Source organism: Pectinatus cerevisiiphilus (assembly GCF_004341685.1).
Taxonomy (GTDB): domain Bacteria; phylum Bacillota; class Negativicutes; order Selenomonadales; family Selenomonadaceae; genus Pectinatus; species Pectinatus cerevisiiphilus.
Genome location: NZ_SMAA01000011.1, coordinates 22,130 through 37,661, shown reverse-complemented (window position 1 = coordinate 37,661; position 15,532 = coordinate 22,130). Strand labels below are relative to the sequence as shown.

The window sequence follows — 15,532 nt, the reverse complement described above, 5'->3', positions numbered from 1 at the left end:
GCCTTATATTTCTGCATCAAGCTGGTGGCTCATACCGGTTTGGACAGCCCAAATTGCCAGCTGCGTTCTGTCACGCAGGTTGAGCTTGCTGAGTACAAAGCTGAGATTGTTGCGGACAGTGCCTTCTGATAAATTTAACTTTTCGGCAATTTCTCTGTTTGATAAACCTCTGCCAACGAGGCAGACGACCTTTTTCTCTGTGCGTGTCAAGTCTTTGGTACCATTTTCTTCAACTTTGACGGCAAAATTGTTTTGTGCTATTTTAGAGAACATTTTTACTACTTTGGTTATCAGGTTAGGGTTGATCATGGCACCGCCGTTTATCACAGTGCGTACCGCATTGGTCAGCTCTGTGACAGAAACACCTTTTAAAAGATAACCGCTGGCACCAAATTTCAATGCGTTATAGATGTATTCATCATCATCAAAAGTAGTGAGAATAATGATTTTTATACTGGGCCAGCGTTCCTTGATAAGATTGGTACATTGGACACCGTCCAGTCTGGGCATGCGAACGTCCATGAGTATGAGGTCAGGCTGGTCTTTTTTTAGCAGCTCCATCACCTCATAGCCATTTTCGGCAGTAGCGGTGACATCCATATCAGGGTTCATATTTAAAACGATTTTCAGGCTTTCCCGTATAAGCTCCTGATCATCCGCTATCATTATTTTTATCATTGTAAACATCTCCTCGGTTCAGTGGAATAGCTGCCTTTATTGTAAAACCACCATGTCCTTCGTACGCTAATGCGCCATGTAAAAGCATCAATCGTTCCTGCATGTGGCGCAGGCCGAACCCTTTAACTGGGTTTTCACAGCCGGTGCCATCGTCCTTTATAATTATTTTCAACCAGTTATTTTCCTCAGTGAGCGTGATGAGGATGTGCGCTGCTTTGCCGTGGCGGTTCGCATTGGTAATGCTTTCCTGCACTATACGGTAGATTACCTCCTCCTCGTCCTCACGCAGGTTTTGCGGCCAGCACTCATGCTGGAGTTCAATCTGCATACCTGAAGCGGAAGAAAATTCCCTGATCATTTGGTAGAGGGCATCTTTTAATGGGAGCCGTTCCAGATTGTCAGGACGAAGTTTTTTGACGGAGCGTCGGACATCGTTTATGCCGTTGCGGGCGGTGTCACTGATGACCTGTAATTGCTTTTTAGTAAAGGCGGGAGCCGCGTCAATCGTCGCAAGACAGGCATCAAGGCCGGCTATGATGGAAGTCAGGGCGTGGCCAAGTGTATCGTGGATTTCCCTTGCCAGACGGTTACGTTCTCTGGTTTCTGCCATTCGTTCAGCTTCTATCGCGTAATTCCTGAGTTTTTCATTGGCGGTGTTGAGCTGCTCGTTTAGCGACTGTATGCGTTCTTTTTCCTGATGCTGGTTTTGCACGAGCAGCATCATGTATATGACGAAAATTATCATATTAAAGGAAGTGAAAATATTGCAGGCAGCTTTTAAAATTCCTTGTGCCGGCTGGTCATAATAGGAGATATAAGCATCAAGCGGAATCATTTTAAGGCGCAGGTCGATGAGGTTATAGCTGGCAATCAGGTAAAGACCAAGCATGGCAACTGTCAGGATGATGCGTTGGTTCTTACCACGGTAACCACTTACTAGATCAGCTACGACCAACAAAATGACACCGTCATAAGCCATGTTTATGCTGCGCATGACAATTAGGCAGGCGCAGATTTCCAGGGCAAGAAGAATATAGCGGCGCTGGTTGTTCTGATTTAAAAGACAGCGGCGGTAAAACGTACTCAAGAAAATTAAAATAGAGAAAGAACAACTGCTAAATATAATAATTTCACTGGCAGAAAAAGGGGGCGCTGAGATAGAACTAAGAAAGGAATGAGCCGACATAGAAATATTTATTTTGGTTTGGGTAATGCTCATAAAGCCGGCCAGGAAAAAAACGACTATGGCATTAAAAATGTAGAGAAAATAATGCATCACAGTGATCGAATATATTTTTATATGCATTATAGTCAGTCCCATCCGTTAATATTATACTGGGTAATGTTTTGGGTGGTCAGCAAAGTGGTAGGCAGTTTGATTATGCTTTCCGTGCTTGTACCGTTTAGCAGACCGTATGCTTTACTGGCAGCAAGGCTGCCTATCCTGCGCGGGGATTGGGCTGCTGTGGCAGTCATATTACCGCGTAGAATCATTTCCTTTGTTTCGGGGGCGCCATCTACACCGTAAACACTCACTTGGTCAAGCTGTCCGGCATTTTTTAAGGCAGCCATGGCACCCATGGCCGCAGGATCATTTAAGGCCATGACAACATTTATGTCATTGTGCTTTTTAATGAGTGCTTCCATAGCTGGCATGGCTAGTTCAAGCTGGCCTTTACACTCGGCAGAATCGATTATTTTGAAAGAAGGATGGTCACGGATAGTATCGACAAAACCGTTTATTCTATCGACGGCTGATTTTGCTTGTGAATGTTTCAGTAGGACAATATTGCCACCAGGTAAATTGGCAAGCATGTTTTCGGCACATTCTACACCTGCTTCATAATTATCGGAGACGATTGTTATAGCGACCGCAGCGCTGTCTTTATCATCGACGTTAGTATCAATCGCGATTACGGGTACTCCTGCCTTTTTAGCGACCGCGAGCGCGGGACCGATCTGCTGCCAATCAACGGCATTGAGAAAAAGGACTTTAATGCCGTCATCAACAAGTTCTTGGACTTCTTCTGTCTGCCTATCTGTGCTTAGGGCGGCATCACGGGTCAAGAGGGTATCACCGTTTTTCTCCACAGCGGTGCGTATTTCATCATCAATTATTTCGTAGAAGGGATTATTTAAAGTCATATAAACTGCCCCAAACTTTTTGCGCTGTTCATTCTGTGCTGCGGAATAATCTGTAGCGATAATACTTTGGAGCTGCTGATATAGAACTAACAGGAAGATGGTGCAGCATAAGGTTATAAAAAGATAGCGCTGGCAGCTTTTTTTCATAATATTTTCCTTCATATTATTTCTTATGTAGATACTTATGTCGATAAAGAACGGAAGAAAAGTTTTTAGCTTATCTTTTATTATTATAACTGAAAAAGTTAAAAGGCAGCAGAAAAATCTGCTGCCTTTGCTATAATAACGAATCCTACCACAAAAATATTTTGTCCCAGACAGAGCAGATTACCTGTGAAGACAATTTTGGCTAAAATGATCAATAGGACAATCCCGGATCGAAGAAACCGATAAGGACACCTACGAAGGCAATTACTACCAATAGCAGCATGACCATCGTTGGTGAAATGTTCTTTTTGGACATGAGCCACCAGCAGAATACTACAGCTCCGCCGGAAAGGAATTTAGGGTAGATGCCATCAAGTGTTTTTTGCAGTTCACCACCACCGGGTAGTACCAATGAGGTATGGATGTTTATCCAGGAGGCTGCCACGGCACCTATGACGATAGTACCGATCATAATGATGGAATCACGAATGGCTTGGGCTTGTTCGCCAACCAGGATTTCAACAGCTTTTCCACCTAGTTCGTAGCCTTTAAAATAGGCGAATTTCATGCCGAACCACATTAAGAAATTCCAGGCAATTATATAGAAAATAGCTCCTAATGGATTACCGCCACCGGATAAACCAAGGCCTATTCCTAATAGAATCGGTATTAGTGTACCGACAATCATCGAATCCCCAATGCCGGCCAGCGGTCCCATAAGTCCGGCACGTATACCATTAATGGCTTCGCCGTCTATGGGTTGTCCATTGGCTTTTGCTTCTTCAAGACCGGCTGTCATACCGACGACAAGAGTACCTATCTGTGGTTCAGTATTAAAAAACGCAGTGTAGGTGTCCATTGCCTTTTTCTTGTCTTCTTCTTTTTCATAAAGTTCTTCAACTATAGGCAGCATGGCGCACAAGTAACCGAACGTCTGCATATGTTCTTGTGAAAAGCAGGTGAGATTACCATAAAACCAAGTAACAAACGATTTTTTTAAAGTCTTTTTTGATAATTTTTTCATGATCAAATATCCTCCTCATCGTCATCATCATCTGTCGGCCCGCCAGCGGCAGCTTTTTTATTTTGCAGCATAATTATTTTGTAGTTGATGACGGCAAAGAAAGAACCGATAATAGCTGCAGCTATTAAGTTTAAGCCCAGACTTGCGGCTAATGTAAAACCAAAGAAAAAAGTTATGAAATCAACAGTTTTTTTGACTACCTGTTTTAATAATATGGCAACCCCTACTGCCGGCAGCAGGCTGCCAACTGTAAATAAGGTCTTCATAGCGATGCCGTCCATTGGCAGATAGGCTTTCATTATGTCGACCATACCGGCACCGGCCAGCGTGATGAGTACGGTTGGCAGGAAAGAACAGACAAAATGGGAAATCCAAGGCAGTCCCATATCGACAAGATAGAGTTTTTTAAAATCACCGTTTTCCACAGCTTTCCAGCCGATATGCTGCCAAATCAGATTCATGGTAGCCGTACCATAGAAGAGAACTGTACCAAGTGTGCCGACTGCGGCGCCGAGGGCGGCAGCCATAGATTGTGCCTGCGCGGTGTCGGGGTCAAGTCCCATTCCTTTTACAGCACATATAGCAAGTGGTATGCCGATATAGCTTATAGCACGTACATCGGCCGAAACTGTACCACCGGGAGTTACCAAGGCTATATAGATGACCTGGATTGCTGCCCCGATGATAATGCCTGTTTTGACATCACCGAGGATCAGTCCGACGATAAGACCTGCTACTAAAGGTCTTCCTAATGTATAATTACCGAAAGTAGTGCCGCCTAAACCGGGCATACTTGACAAACAGGCACAAATTCCCAAGAGCACGGCCTGAAAAATATTAATTTCCATATTATTCACTCTTTCTATTACAAAATATGTAATTGTGTCCTAAATTAGAAAATTCAAATAAAATTATAATGAAGAAATAAATTAGCTTTGCTTGCAAGATATAAACCTTGAACTTTGGTAATAGTGTCTATGCAATTTAGGGGATATAGTAAAATTAGTAATTCATTTGAAACCAAACTGCCCGCGAAATTTTTTCCAATTACCGATGGCTTTTTCTTTTATAAGCGCAAATTCAACTTCATATCCCGCATTCATGATATCTTCAAGTGCCTGAGCTTCTTCCTGCGTTATGGATTGGTTATTACCAAGCTGAACTGAATTTGGACGGTCGTTGCATGGACCAATAATTACTGTTTTTATTCCGGGGTTAAATTCCTGGTCAACTAATATTTTTTTCATATCAATAGGATTTTTGGTAATAAGAAAATAACGACTGTCACTGTCTAATACTTTTTGGCATTTCTTTTGCCAGTCTTGTAATGTCCAAACAAAGGTCTTTTTCCCGGAAGCGCTTTTATAGGCCGCCTTTAAAACAGGATTGGTTGCTGCCGCATCGTTTACGGCGATAAGGCCATCGCATGGATATTCAAGTGCCCAGCGTGTACAAGTCTGGCCGTGTATCATACGGTCATCGACTCTGAGAAATGTAATTGACATAATTGATAAGTTCCTCCTCAAATATCTTCATCTGTTTGTTCTAAATTAATGTTGAATTCCTGTAGTGCGTCTTTTGCTTCGGTTAAAAGTTTTTCCGCAGTTTCAGTAAAAGCTGTTTCACCGCTAAGGATAACTCCCAGTGCCAACGGAAGGTTCATGCCACCGAAGACTCTGGTGCTGGTGACAAGATTTTTGTCGGCTAAAACTTTCAATGCTGTAGTCAGCGGTGAACCACCTATTATATCTGCCAAAAGAATTATTTTAGCAGATGGGCTGATAGCGGCGATAAGCTTTTGGAAATTTTCTGCATATTGATCGCCTGACATACCATCTTTCAAACTGATAGAAAAAACGTCTTGGCGGTCACCGGCGATCATTTTGACAGCAGAGTGCAGCCCTTGGGCCAGTTCGCCATGACTTACCATGATCACATAAAGCATCTGTACACCTCCTTTTTTTATTATTGAGAAAATATTTAAAATCTTTTATAGTTATAAATTTAGCAAAATATAAAGAAAAATACAGCTGTATAATGTCATGATTTTTCAAAAAAATAAATGACATTTATCACTTTTCTTAATTGAAATTTAATATGGACAGACCGATAAATAAATTGTTATACTCATGTTAAAAAATGAGTTTGAGTCTGTAAGGGTTACATTTTTTGTGATATACTTAGATTATTTTTAACGAGGGTTTTTTTACCTATATATTTAAGGTTTAAGGTAGAAAAAATTTTTTTAAAAAAGTAAACATGATAGTGTGATGCATGTCATGACAAAAAGGGGCAAAGTTTATGGAAAATATGCTGGATAAAAAAATTATAACAATTGTTGATGAAATGCAAGATGACATGGTAAAAATGCGCAGGGATTTTCATCGGTATCCTGAACCGGGATGGACTGAATTCCGTACGGCTTCTTTGGTAGCCAAAAGACTTGAAACACTTGGCTACAATGTGCAGACAGGCAGCGACACGGTCAATAAAGATTATATGATGGGTGTACCAGATGAAAGTGTATTGAAAGCAGCAATGCAAAGAGCCATCTCCCAAGGGGCTGATGCCGAATGGGTGGCAAAGATGGACGGAGGAATGACCGGTGTTATAGGAACAATGGTCTTTTCTCAGGATGGGCCGACAGTAGCCATGCGCTTTGATATGGACTCCAATGATGTTTGGGAAAGTAAAGAAGAAAGCCATCGTCCTTATAAGGAAGGTTTTGCTTCTGTAAATGATGCTGCTATGCATGCCTGCGGACATGATGGGCACACGACGGTAGGTTTATCTATAGCGGCAATATTAGCGAAGTTAAAGGATTCTCTGCATGGTAAAATAAAACTTATATTTCAACCGGCGGAAGAAGGTGTCCGTGGCGCCAGAGCAATGGTAGAAAATGGCGACGTGGACGATGTAAATTATATTTTGGGCGCGCATTTCGGTTTTAAAATGAAAAAAACAGGTAGTGTTGCCTGTAATGTAAAAGGATTTTTAGCTACGAGCAAGTATGATGCCCGCTTTACTGGCGTACCGGCTCATGCCGGTGCTGCACCAGAAGAAGGGAAAAATGCCCTTTTGGCCTCCGCTTGCGCAGCTTTGAACCTGCATGCTATTTCACGCCATTCAGCTGGTGTATCACGTATTAATGTGGGAACGCTTACCGCCGGCAGCGGACGTAATATCATCGGCGATAAAGCCTTACTGCAAATGGAAACACGCGGTGGGACAAGTGCCATAAATGATTATATGGAAAACGAAGCATTGCGCATTCTTAAAGCAGCTGCAACGATGTACGATGTAGGTATAAAAATAAAGAAGATGGGCGGAGCAGCCGGAGCTGATAATTCTCCTGAGCTAGCACGTTATATACAAAATAAGGCTGAATCCCTAGGAATTTTTAATAATGTCGTCGGCGCTTGCGATTTTGGCGCCAGTGAAGATTTTTCGTATTTCATGGAACGCGTGCAAAAAAATGGAGGAGAAGCAGCTTATATAATGGTAGGCGCAGATTTGGCAGCCGGGCATCATGACTCAAATTTCGACTTTGATGAAAAAGCACTTGGCTATTCTGCGAAGATATTGACGACGCTTGCAGCAGGACTTTTGCAAAAGAAGCAGTAATAACAGGAAGTATTGCAATCAGTTAAAAAGGTGTGCAAAGGCAGGGGGGCTTGCTGCCCTTACCTTTACAGTTATGGGGGCGGGAAAATGATTTCGACTGTTGATTTAGAACACAATTTTGCAGAGATGGCGAAGTTTTCTCTGCCGGGAGAGGGCATAACTAGATTAGCCTTTTCTGATGAAGATTGGCAGGCCAGAGATTTTATAATGGGTCTGATGAGAAGGGAAGGCCTCGTTGTACGCGTTGATGGTTTCGGTAACATTATCGGCAGGCGGGAAGGGCTGAATCCGAAAGCTAAAACGGTGGTGTGTTGTTCACATATAGACAGTGTGCCGCATGGCGGTAATTTTGATGGCGTGCTGGGTGTCTTAGGCGCTATCGAAACTGTAAAATTAATGAACAAAAATGGTTGGCAAAATTATAATCCGCTGGAAATCGTCGTTTTTATGTGCGAGGAATCAAGTCGGTTTGGCGTCGCTACTTTGGGCAGCCTTGCAACCTGTCGCGGTCTTTCCCTAAAACGCATGAAGCAGCTTAAAGATGCGGCAGGTAAATCCTTGTACGAAATATTGCTTGCACGTGGGTTGAATCCGGAAAACATGGAAAAAACTATTAATTTAAAGAACCTTAAAGCCTGCGTGGAAATGCATATAGAGCAGGGAAAGGTTCTGGAGGCAATGCAAAAGCCGATAGGCGTTGTGACGGGGATTGCCGCACCAACACGGTTGCGCTTGCAGCTTGATGGCAAGGCTGACCATTCAGGGGCAACCCCAATGCAGTTACGCAGTGATGCTCTGTGCGCAGCCGCAGAGATCATTCTTGAAGTGGAAAAAGCAGCCTCGTCTGCTGAGAAACTTGTTGTGGGAACGGTAGGTATTGTGAAGGCTTTCCCTAATGTAATGAATGTCATCCCCGGGCAGGTGGAGCTTGGCATTGATATCCGCAGCATTGATGCCGCAGCAAAAACGGCCGTAGTTGAACGTGTAAAAAAATTCATAATTGATACAGGCAAAAGAAGAGGCATAAAGACGGCACTTGAGCTTTTAACGGATGAAAAACCGGTATCGCTGGCTCCTGCTGTAATTAAGATCATTGAAAAAGCATGCAAGGCAAATAATATTGCGTATCATCTGCTGCCGAGTGGTGCGGGACATGACACAATGCATCTGGCTGAATTTGCCCCGGCAGGTATGATCTTCCTTCCCTGTCGTGACGGAATCAGTCATAATCCGGCAGAATGGACGAGTATGACACATATAGCCCAGGGCGTTGAAGTCCTCTATACGACACTTTGCACATTGACTGGCACAAATATAAATAATGAAAATACACAGAATAATAATTAACACAGACTTGTTGACAAATAAATGATAATTATTTATCATATGGATATATTAATAATATCGTTATTAATATATTTGCTGTCGTTTATAATAGAGAAGAGTTTATTTTGGCAGTAAAAGCTATTTTGTACGGTGAATTTAAGCGGGGGAGAATACTCCTGCAATTAAGGGCATATGCAATGGCGCATATTTAGCTGTGTTAATGCATATGCTCTTTTGTTGTACCAAAATAGTACAGCACTCTGTTCAGTGTCCATGTCGGGTTATTTTATTAAAGAGGAGAGATTTGTATGGCGGCATTTATGTATATTGTTGGCATTATTGTTGTTATCGCCGTTGTGTACCTGATCATGAAAGGGTACGATGCCCGTATAGTATTGATCGGAGCGGGGATTCTGATGAGTGGGATAGGCGGCGTTCCTATGGCAGCCCTTGATGCATTTGCTAAAAGTATGACAAATGCAGGACTTATACAGGCTGTTTGTTCTGTCATGGGGTTTGCCATGGCGGTGCGTTTTACCGGTTGCGACAAGCATCTGATCAATGCAATGGCAACGGTATTGAAAAATTTTCGACCGATTTTGATACCGGGAGTTGTAATTTGTACGTATTTGGTAAATATAGCTTTACCTAGTGCAGCAGGTACGGCTGCCGCTGCTGGTGCTATTTTTGTACCTTTGCTTATGGCTGGTGGTGTTAATCCTGCCATGGCAGCAGCCGCAGTAAAATGTGGAACTTATGGCAGTATGCTCAATCCAGGGCTGGCACATAATCCTTTTGTCGCTAAAATAGCTGGTGTAGGGGTTATGGACGTTATCAGCTATCATTATAAGGCAAATTTGGCCTCACTGGTTGTCGCTACTATTATAATCACAGTAATTGCCCATGTATTAAAAGAAGATAAAGGATATGTTTCAGAAAACCTGACTATTGAAGATTCATTCAAAGTTAATCCGCTTTTCGCGGCGATGCCTATAATACCGATTATCATCTTGATACTGGGTGAAACCCATATAGTCCCTCTTTTCAAGATGGGAGTACCACAGGCTATGATTATCGGAGCAATATTGACATTGCTGGTGACAAGGACAAAGCCGTCAGCATTAGGAAAAGCTTTCTTTGATGGTATGGGTAAGGCTTATGGTTCTATCATAGGGATTATTATTTCGGCAGGGGTTTTTGTAGCAGGACTTACCTCTATCGGCTTGGTCAAATTCTTCATTACAGAAATGCTTAATAATCCAGCTATTGTAAAGGTTTGTGCAGCTATCGGCCCATTTATTTTGGCTATTCTTGTAGGTTCTGGCGATGCAGCCACGTTTGCCTTCAATGAAGCTATTACGCCACATGCAGCTGATTTCGGTATGACACCTGTACAGATGGGGAGCGCAGCTACTTTGGCAGGAACATTGGGACGCACGATGTCACCAATAGCTGGTGCCACTATTATAGTAGCTGGTATAGCAGGGATTAACCCAATCGAAATAGCGAAGAGAAATGTTTTACCAATGCTTGGAGCTTTGATTATTGGTATGTTTATTTTGTTTTATTAATATCGTAGTTTTTTTGTCCTGTTTGAAATCTATACAGTTCAAAAATGTTGCTGTTCGTATTTTGTTTTCGATAAGCATTTTACAAAAAAAGAACCGTCAGCCTTGAAGGCAGCGGTTCTTTTTTGATGGATATATTTAGACAAGTTTTTGCTCGTATTTTAAGCTTTGGGCAGTATAAGAATAAAGAGTGAAGAAAGCGTCCAACAGAATTTTTACATGTAAGGCACCCTTCCCAAATTGGTGGGAGAAGATTTTATCTCTTAATAAAAGGCGCTCTTGGGGAGACAGCTTATTATAAATTGGTGCAATATAACAGATTATGGCTGCAAAGAAAAAATTGTTTTCTATTTGGGAGAACATTTTATCCGTAAGCCCTTTTTGTTTTTGCATAAATTCATTTAGAAAAGTAAAAAAATCATAAATATAATTGAATGCGTCTACTTTTGCAGGATTATGGCTGACTGAGTCATAATGCTGGTAATAGTAATACAGAGATTTTTCTGTGCATATGTATTTTTTGGTAAGAAACATGGCTTTAAAGCAAAAAAGCCAATCTTCACCGTAACAAGGCAGCTCGAAATGAAGATTATTTTTTGTCAAAAAAGAATGCCTGTAGATTTTATTCCAGATTACGAATTCAATGTTACTGAGTTTATCCACAATTTCACTGCCACCGTTGTGGATACCTGCTTTCGGTGAATATGAGCGCAAAAACGATGTTTCGGTTATTTTGTCGTAGCCGCAGATGGCAATGTCGGCATTATTTTGTACCGCCATGTTATAAAGGATTTCCAGAAAATTAGCATCTATGAAGTCATCGCTGTCGACAAAGGCAATGAATTTTCCTCTGGCATATTTTAAACCTATATTACGGCACATGCCAGGACCGGGAGTCCCTTCGTTATGGTATAAGGATACATTCGTAAAGTTTTCGTAATACTGTTTTACTGTCGTGGTGCTGTTATCAGTAGAAGTGTCATCAACGATAATTATTTCTGTGTTGGGCAGGCTTTGGACAATTATACTATCAATAGCCCTTGTGATATATTTTTCTGCGTTTTTCATAGCGATGATGACGGAGATTTTAAAAGGAAAATTATCTTCGGTCTCAGTACAGGACATTTTTCTGCTCCTTTAATTTACTGTTAAGACATTGACCGGTAAACTTATTTTAATTATACTGTTTCAAAAGAACGAATATAAAGAATAAATATCTGGGAGGAATTTGCAAATGCGAATACGGATTGCACTGACCGCAATGTTGTTACTTGCTGCCGCGTTACTGATGGGCATGAAAAGCACACCTACTAATATAGAGTTTTCCTGTAATGGTTTAAAACTGGATGATGATTATGCGACTATGGAAAAAGCTTTTGGTAAACCGTGGTATAGTGATAACAGAATGGTTTATGGCAGGTCAGTGGATTATTATGTATATCATGATAAAACTGTGATCGGCATAGCGAAAAAGACAGGAAAGGTCGTTGATATAGTTCTTAACGACAGAAAATACACCTTGGCAAAAGGTGTCATGATCGGGGCTACTCCTTACAAGATGCAGTCAGTATATGGAAAAGGTGAAAGAATGAATTTGGATGGAAATAATTATTTCATTTATAATTCACAGACTGCACCGAAACAGCGGTTGCTGTTGCAGCTCGATCCAATGGAAGATTTTTTGATCGGTGTACGCCTGACCAGCCTGCCACTTGATGATGAGGATGCAGATGCCGCTATGTATGATGACGATCAAGCAGAAGTTGATGAACTGCACACTGGAGAAATTGATACGAGTGCAGTCACAACTGATAAAAATCATGATGCCAACGCGAAAATTAGAATTAACTATAAGAAATCATGGTAATATCATTTAAGAGTGGGTTTTACTAAAATGAAATTATCGTATAAAATATTCTTTAGTGTTTTTTATATCGTTTTTCATTTGAGAAAGAAGTTCATCGATTGAATAAAATTTTTTTTCGTCACGTAATTTTTTTAAAAAATGTATTTGGATAACTTCACCATAAATATTTTGGTTGAAGTCCAGAATGTTTACTTCAACGCGCCGGGAAACTATATTAAATGTAGGATTGTCACCGACATTGGCTACGCCTTCATATCTTTTACCGGCAAGAGTTACGGTTACTATATAGACACCATCAGGCGGTAGAAGATATTTGTCAGAAACGTAAACATTGGCGGTGGGAACACCAAGCTGATGGCCGCGATGTTCGCCGTGTTCGACTTTTCCAGCGATGGTGAACGGGTGGCCGAGCAATTCATTGGCCAGCTCAAGTTCACCGTCAGCAATGGCGTGGCGGACACGGGAACTGCTGATGATCTTGTTATGCATGTAGGCTGCTTGGGGAATTTCTGCGATGAAGCCATATTTCGAAGCCATGTCACGAAGAAATTGCGGAGTTCCTTCTCCCTTATAACCGAAAGTACAGTTTGGCCCGACTACGATATATTTAGGGGAAAGGTTGTCTTTAAGAAGCTTTAAGAAATTAGACGGCGAGATGTCTGCGAATTTTTGCGTGAAGGGTATGTTCATTAAAATATCAATGCCAAGGGCTTCGAGATCGTGTTCTTTGCCTACGTTTGTGCTTATCCTTTTAGGTGCTCTTTCCGGGGCAATGATTTCGAGAGGATGGTTGGAAAAGGTGAAGACAATACTTTTGCCGCCTATTTGTTGGGCCAGTTCTATGGCTCGTTTTATTATTTTTTGGTGTCCTATGTGCACACCATCGAAAGTACCAAGTACGACGACGTTGTTTTTATATTTTTCAGCTATATTGACAATATGAGAATAAACCAGCATTATTATTACTCCTAACAAGGCAGAATCAGATTAAATCGTCTTTACTGTATCATAATTTTGATAAAAGGTAAACAGTCAAATTATTGGAGGTATTTATGGGAAAAATAATTTTGGTGACAGGAGGAGCCCGTTCGGGGAAAAGTAGTTTTGCTGAGACTTATGTGCGAAAATATGGCGAAAATATGGCTTATATAGCGACGGCACAGGTACTGGATGAGGAGATGGAGCAGCGTGTGGCACTGCATAAAAAACAGCGTTCCACTGCCAACTGGCATACACTGGAAGCACCGTTCGATGCGGAGCGGGCTATTGACGAGTGTGCGGCATATGATGCTATTTTATTTGACTGTCTGACTGTTTATATGAGCAATCTCCTTTGTATGCCACAGACTGAAAAATTGGCGGCGGCACAAAGACAGAAAAAAATTTTGGCCGCAATAGAAAAATTAGTATATGCTGCAAAACAACATAAGGGTTTTTCTGTTTTTGTGACAAACGAAGTAGGCTCGGGAATAGTACCAGAAAATGCGTTGGCACGGCAATATCGTGACATTGCTGGATTTTGTAACCAGCACATGGCTAAAAATGCCGATGCAGTGTATTTTGTCGTTTCGGGAATACCGTTAAAAATAAAATGAAAAACATCTGTGTATTATAACAGTAAATATATATACTATATATGATAAAGAAAAAGAGGTGCGGCGACTATTGAATTCGTTTTTTACAGGTTTGCTCTTTTTGACGCGCCTGCCTATAAAGTATGACGCTGAATGGACACCAGAGGCCTGCGGCAAAAGCGTAAAGTATTTTGCCTTGATCGGTGCAATTTTGGGAGCGGTAAATGTATTGGCAGTCCTTTGCCTTTGTGTCGCTCTGCCGCAATTATTTAATATTACGATAAAGCCTTCTGTTGGTGCCTTTTTACTTTTATTTGTGAATATAGCCTCGACAGGGGCGCTTCATTGTGACGGCTATACTGACACGATGGACGGTTTGCTTTCGGGGCGTGAAAGAAACCGTGTTCTGGAGATAATGAAGGACAGCCATGTCGGTGCGCATGGGGTTACGTCATTGATCGTATTGCTGTTGGGTAAGTATTCGGCTATTGCGGCATTGTACCCCGTTACAGGGGCACCGACAAATAGTATTTGTATACTTGGCATTGCCTTGTTTTTGATGCCGGTAATAGCGCGGTTATCCATGGTGATCGGTATTACATTGTTCCCTTATGCCCGTAAAGAAGGGTTGGGAAAGGCTTTTACCGATTATGCCGACAAGAGTTCACTGGTCATTGTGTTTATCACAGCGCTGGTACTTGTATCAGCAGCTTATGTAGATTCCTACCATGCCGTTGCTGCTCTTGTGGCAGCAATAATTTTTGCTATGCTTTTTTGCCGGCACGTTACCGCAAAACTGGGCGGTTTGACAGGAGATGTTTACGGGGCAGTTACAGAGCTCAGCGAACTTTTAGTATTGCTTATTTTCGCACTGCGTTAAATTGGTGCTTTCATTATAGAAACAATAAATAAAAAAACTTATACATAAGAGGTAAGAAACTTTATGCTCACAAAAATCGTACTAATTCGTCATGGACAGACAGCATGGAATGTAGAAGGCCGTTTTCAAGGCCAGTCAGATACAGAGCTCATGCCGGAGGGAGTGGAACAGGCAAAGATACTTGCTGCAAACTTTCCCTTGCCAAAAATTGATGCGATTTATTGCAGTGACCTTTCACGTACACGCTGTACGGCACAACCTATAGCTGATAGGTTTAATTTGCCTTTGCATCCGGTGAAAGAGCTGCGGGAAATGAGCTTTGGCCTATGGGAAGGCGTTTTATTTGATGATATCAACAAAAGATGGCCTAATGCCATGCAGAAATTCTTTGATAATCCCCAGTCTGTTGCCATACCAGAAGGAGAAAACTTCCAACAGGTGCAGGATAGGGCTATGCGGGCTATCAAAAGGGTGATTAAGGAAAATGCGGGCGGAAGTGTAGCCGTGATAGCACATGGTGCTGTGAATAGGGCTATCTTGGCTTATGCTGTACATATACCGTTTGAATATGTTTGGGCAGTAGGACAGAGTAATACCGCGTACAATATACTGTCTTATGATGATGAATATAAGAAGTTTTATGTTCAGACGATAAATAACACGTCCCATTTAATAATAAAGTAATTGATTAATTGTTGG

General features: G+C 41.7%; 16 protein-coding genes. 7 read left to right on the top strand and 9 right to left on the bottom strand.

Annotated elements, in window-relative coordinates; translation table 11 throughout:
- Positions 1-3: 3 nt before the first annotated feature.
- The 7 genes from EDC37_RS08210 to EDC37_RS08180 all read right to left on the bottom strand — a co-directional run bounded on the left by EDC37_RS08210 (position 4) and on the right by EDC37_RS08180 (position 5,939).
- Positions 4-678 carry a response regulator transcription factor gene (locus EDC37_RS08210; RefSeq protein WP_132550207.1) on the bottom strand — a complete coding sequence of 225 codons (675 nt, stop codon included), beginning with the start codon at positions 676-678 and terminating at the stop codon, positions 4-6.
- Complete coding sequence (locus tag EDC37_RS08205) at positions 653-1,984, bottom strand: sensor histidine kinase (RefSeq protein WP_132550204.1); 1,332 nt, start codon at positions 1,982-1,984, stop codon at positions 653-655. The genes EDC37_RS08210 and EDC37_RS08205 overlap by 26 nt, the downstream gene beginning before the upstream one ends.
- A 5-nt stretch (positions 1,985-1,989) precedes the next feature.
- On the bottom strand, positions 1,990-2,970 hold the full coding sequence (locus EDC37_RS08200) for a sugar ABC transporter substrate-binding protein (protein ID WP_132550201.1): 981 nt from the start codon (positions 2,968-2,970) through the stop codon (positions 1,990-1,992).
- A 211-nt stretch (positions 2,971-3,181) separates the two neighbouring features.
- On the bottom strand, positions 3,182-3,994 hold the full coding sequence (locus tag EDC37_RS08195; protein WP_196589957.1) for a PTS system mannose/fructose/sorbose family transporter subunit IID: 813 nt from the start codon (positions 3,992-3,994) through the stop codon (positions 3,182-3,184).
- Between the two features lie 2 nt (positions 3,995-3,996).
- Positions 3,997-4,842 carry a PTS mannose/fructose/sorbose/N-acetylgalactosamine transporter subunit IIC gene (locus EDC37_RS08190; RefSeq protein WP_132550194.1) on the bottom strand — a complete coding sequence of 282 codons (846 nt, stop codon included), beginning with the start codon at positions 4,840-4,842 and terminating at the stop codon, positions 3,997-3,999.
- A 162-nt stretch (positions 4,843-5,004) separates the two neighbouring features.
- Entirely contained in the window at positions 5,005-5,499 is a 495-nt protein-coding gene (locus EDC37_RS08185; protein WP_132550191.1) for a PTS sugar transporter subunit IIB, read from the bottom strand.
- Between the two features lie 17 nt (positions 5,500-5,516).
- Positions 5,517-5,939: a PTS sugar transporter subunit IIA gene (locus tag EDC37_RS08180; RefSeq protein ID WP_132550188.1), complete on the bottom strand. Its 423-nt coding sequence runs from the start codon at positions 5,937-5,939 to the stop codon at positions 5,517-5,519.
- Positions 5,940-6,295: 356 nt separating this feature from the next.
- Between EDC37_RS08180 and EDC37_RS08175 the strand changes: the two genes are divergently transcribed.
- The 3 genes from EDC37_RS08175 (at position 6,296) to dcuC (ending at position 10,515) form a co-directional block, all read left to right on the top strand.
- Positions 6,296-7,618 carry an amidohydrolase gene (locus EDC37_RS08175; protein ID WP_132550185.1) on the top strand — a complete coding sequence of 441 codons (1,323 nt, stop codon included), beginning with the start codon at positions 6,296-6,298 and terminating at the stop codon, positions 7,616-7,618.
- Between the two features lie 87 nt (positions 7,619-7,705).
- Positions 7,706-8,965 carry a M20 family metallo-hydrolase gene (locus EDC37_RS08170; RefSeq protein ID WP_132550182.1) on the top strand — a complete coding sequence of 420 codons (1,260 nt, stop codon included), beginning with the start codon at positions 7,706-7,708 and terminating at the stop codon, positions 8,963-8,965.
- 287 nt (positions 8,966-9,252) lie between these two features.
- Positions 9,253-10,515, top strand: a complete 1,263-nt coding sequence (gene dcuC, locus EDC37_RS08165; RefSeq protein ID WP_231040141.1) for a C4-dicarboxylate transporter DcuC — start codon at positions 9,253-9,255, stop codon at positions 10,513-10,515.
- Between the two features lie 135 nt (positions 10,516-10,650).
- On the opposite strand, the gene EDC37_RS08160 is transcribed toward dcuC, so the two are convergent.
- Positions 10,651-11,637, bottom strand: a complete 987-nt coding sequence (locus EDC37_RS08160; RefSeq protein WP_132550179.1) for a glycosyltransferase — start codon at positions 11,635-11,637, stop codon at positions 10,651-10,653.
- 109 nt (positions 11,638-11,746) lie between these two features.
- On the opposite strand from EDC37_RS08160, the gene EDC37_RS08155 reads away from it, so the two are divergent.
- A complete protein-coding gene (locus tag EDC37_RS08155) occupies positions 11,747-12,379 on the top strand; it encodes a hypothetical protein (RefSeq protein WP_132550176.1) in 633 nt (210 codons plus the stop codon).
- 33 nt (positions 12,380-12,412) lie between these two features.
- Here the strand turns inward: EDC37_RS08155 and EDC37_RS08150 are convergent, their stop codons facing one another.
- Positions 12,413-13,336 (bottom strand): bifunctional riboflavin kinase/FAD synthetase, encoded by a 924-nt coding sequence (locus tag EDC37_RS08150; protein ID WP_132550173.1) that lies wholly within the window; start codon positions 13,334-13,336, stop codon positions 12,413-12,415.
- A 95-nt stretch (positions 13,337-13,431) separates the two neighbouring features.
- Between EDC37_RS08150 and cobU the strand changes: the two genes are divergently transcribed.
- The 3 genes from cobU (at position 13,432) to EDC37_RS08135 (ending at position 15,517) form a co-directional block, all read left to right on the top strand.
- Positions 13,432-13,974, top strand: a complete 543-nt coding sequence (gene cobU, locus EDC37_RS08145) for a bifunctional adenosylcobinamide kinase/adenosylcobinamide-phosphate guanylyltransferase (protein WP_132550170.1) — start codon at positions 13,432-13,434, stop codon at positions 13,972-13,974.
- Positions 13,975-14,044: 70 nt separating this feature from the next.
- On the top strand, positions 14,045-14,833 hold the full coding sequence (gene cobS, locus EDC37_RS08140; protein ID WP_132550167.1) for an adenosylcobinamide-GDP ribazoletransferase: 789 nt from the start codon (positions 14,045-14,047) through the stop codon (positions 14,831-14,833).
- 63 nt (positions 14,834-14,896) lie between these two features.
- The gene (locus EDC37_RS08135; protein ID WP_132550164.1) at positions 14,897-15,517 is read left to right on the top strand and encodes a histidine phosphatase family protein; all 621 of its coding nucleotides are present in this window, start codon (positions 14,897-14,899) and stop codon (positions 15,515-15,517) included.
- The last annotated feature ends 15 nt before the right edge of the window (positions 15,518-15,532 follow it).

Excerpts from the sequence above, each read along its gene's own strand:
- EDC37_RS08210 (WP_132550207.1), bottom strand. The coding sequence starts at position 678 with ATGATAAAAATAATGATAGCGGATGATCAGGAGCTTATACGGGAAAGC.
- EDC37_RS08205 (WP_132550204.1), bottom strand. The coding sequence starts at position 1,984 with ATGCATATAAAAATATATTCGATCACTGTGATGCATTATTTTCTCTAC.
- EDC37_RS08200 (WP_132550201.1), bottom strand. The coding sequence starts at position 2,970 with ATGAAAAAAAGCTGCCAGCGCTATCTTTTTATAACCTTATGCTGCACC.
- EDC37_RS08195 (WP_196589957.1), bottom strand. The coding sequence starts at position 3,994 with ATGAAAAAATTATCAAAAAAGACTTTAAAAAAATCGTTTGTTACTTGG.
- EDC37_RS08190 (WP_132550194.1), bottom strand. The coding sequence starts at position 4,842 with ATGGAAATTAATATTTTTCAGGCCGTGCTCTTGGGAATTTGTGCCTGT.
- EDC37_RS08185 (WP_132550191.1), bottom strand. The coding sequence starts at position 5,499 with ATGTCAATTACATTTCTCAGAGTCGATGACCGTATGATACACGGCCAG.
- EDC37_RS08180 (WP_132550188.1), bottom strand. The coding sequence starts at position 5,939 with ATGCTTTATGTGATCATGGTAAGTCATGGCGAACTGGCCCAAGGGCTG.
- EDC37_RS08175 (WP_132550185.1), top strand. The coding sequence starts at position 6,296 with ATGGAAAATATGCTGGATAAAAAAATTATAACAATTGTTGATGAAATG.
- EDC37_RS08170 (WP_132550182.1), top strand. The coding sequence starts at position 7,706 with ATGATTTCGACTGTTGATTTAGAACACAATTTTGCAGAGATGGCGAAG.
- dcuC (WP_231040141.1), top strand. The coding sequence starts at position 9,253 with ATGGCGGCATTTATGTATATTGTTGGCATTATTGTTGTTATCGCCGTT.
- EDC37_RS08160 (WP_132550179.1), bottom strand. The coding sequence starts at position 11,637 with ATGTCCTGTACTGAGACCGAAGATAATTTTCCTTTTAAAATCTCCGTC.
- EDC37_RS08155 (WP_132550176.1), top strand. The coding sequence starts at position 11,747 with ATGCGAATACGGATTGCACTGACCGCAATGTTGTTACTTGCTGCCGCG.
- EDC37_RS08150 (WP_132550173.1), bottom strand. The coding sequence starts at position 13,336 with ATGCTGGTTTATTCTCATATTGTCAATATAGCTGAAAAATATAAAAAC.
- cobU (WP_132550170.1), top strand. The coding sequence starts at position 13,432 with ATGGGAAAAATAATTTTGGTGACAGGAGGAGCCCGTTCGGGGAAAAGT.
- EDC37_RS08135 (WP_132550164.1), top strand. The coding sequence starts at position 14,897 with ATGCTCACAAAAATCGTACTAATTCGTCATGGACAGACAGCATGGAAT.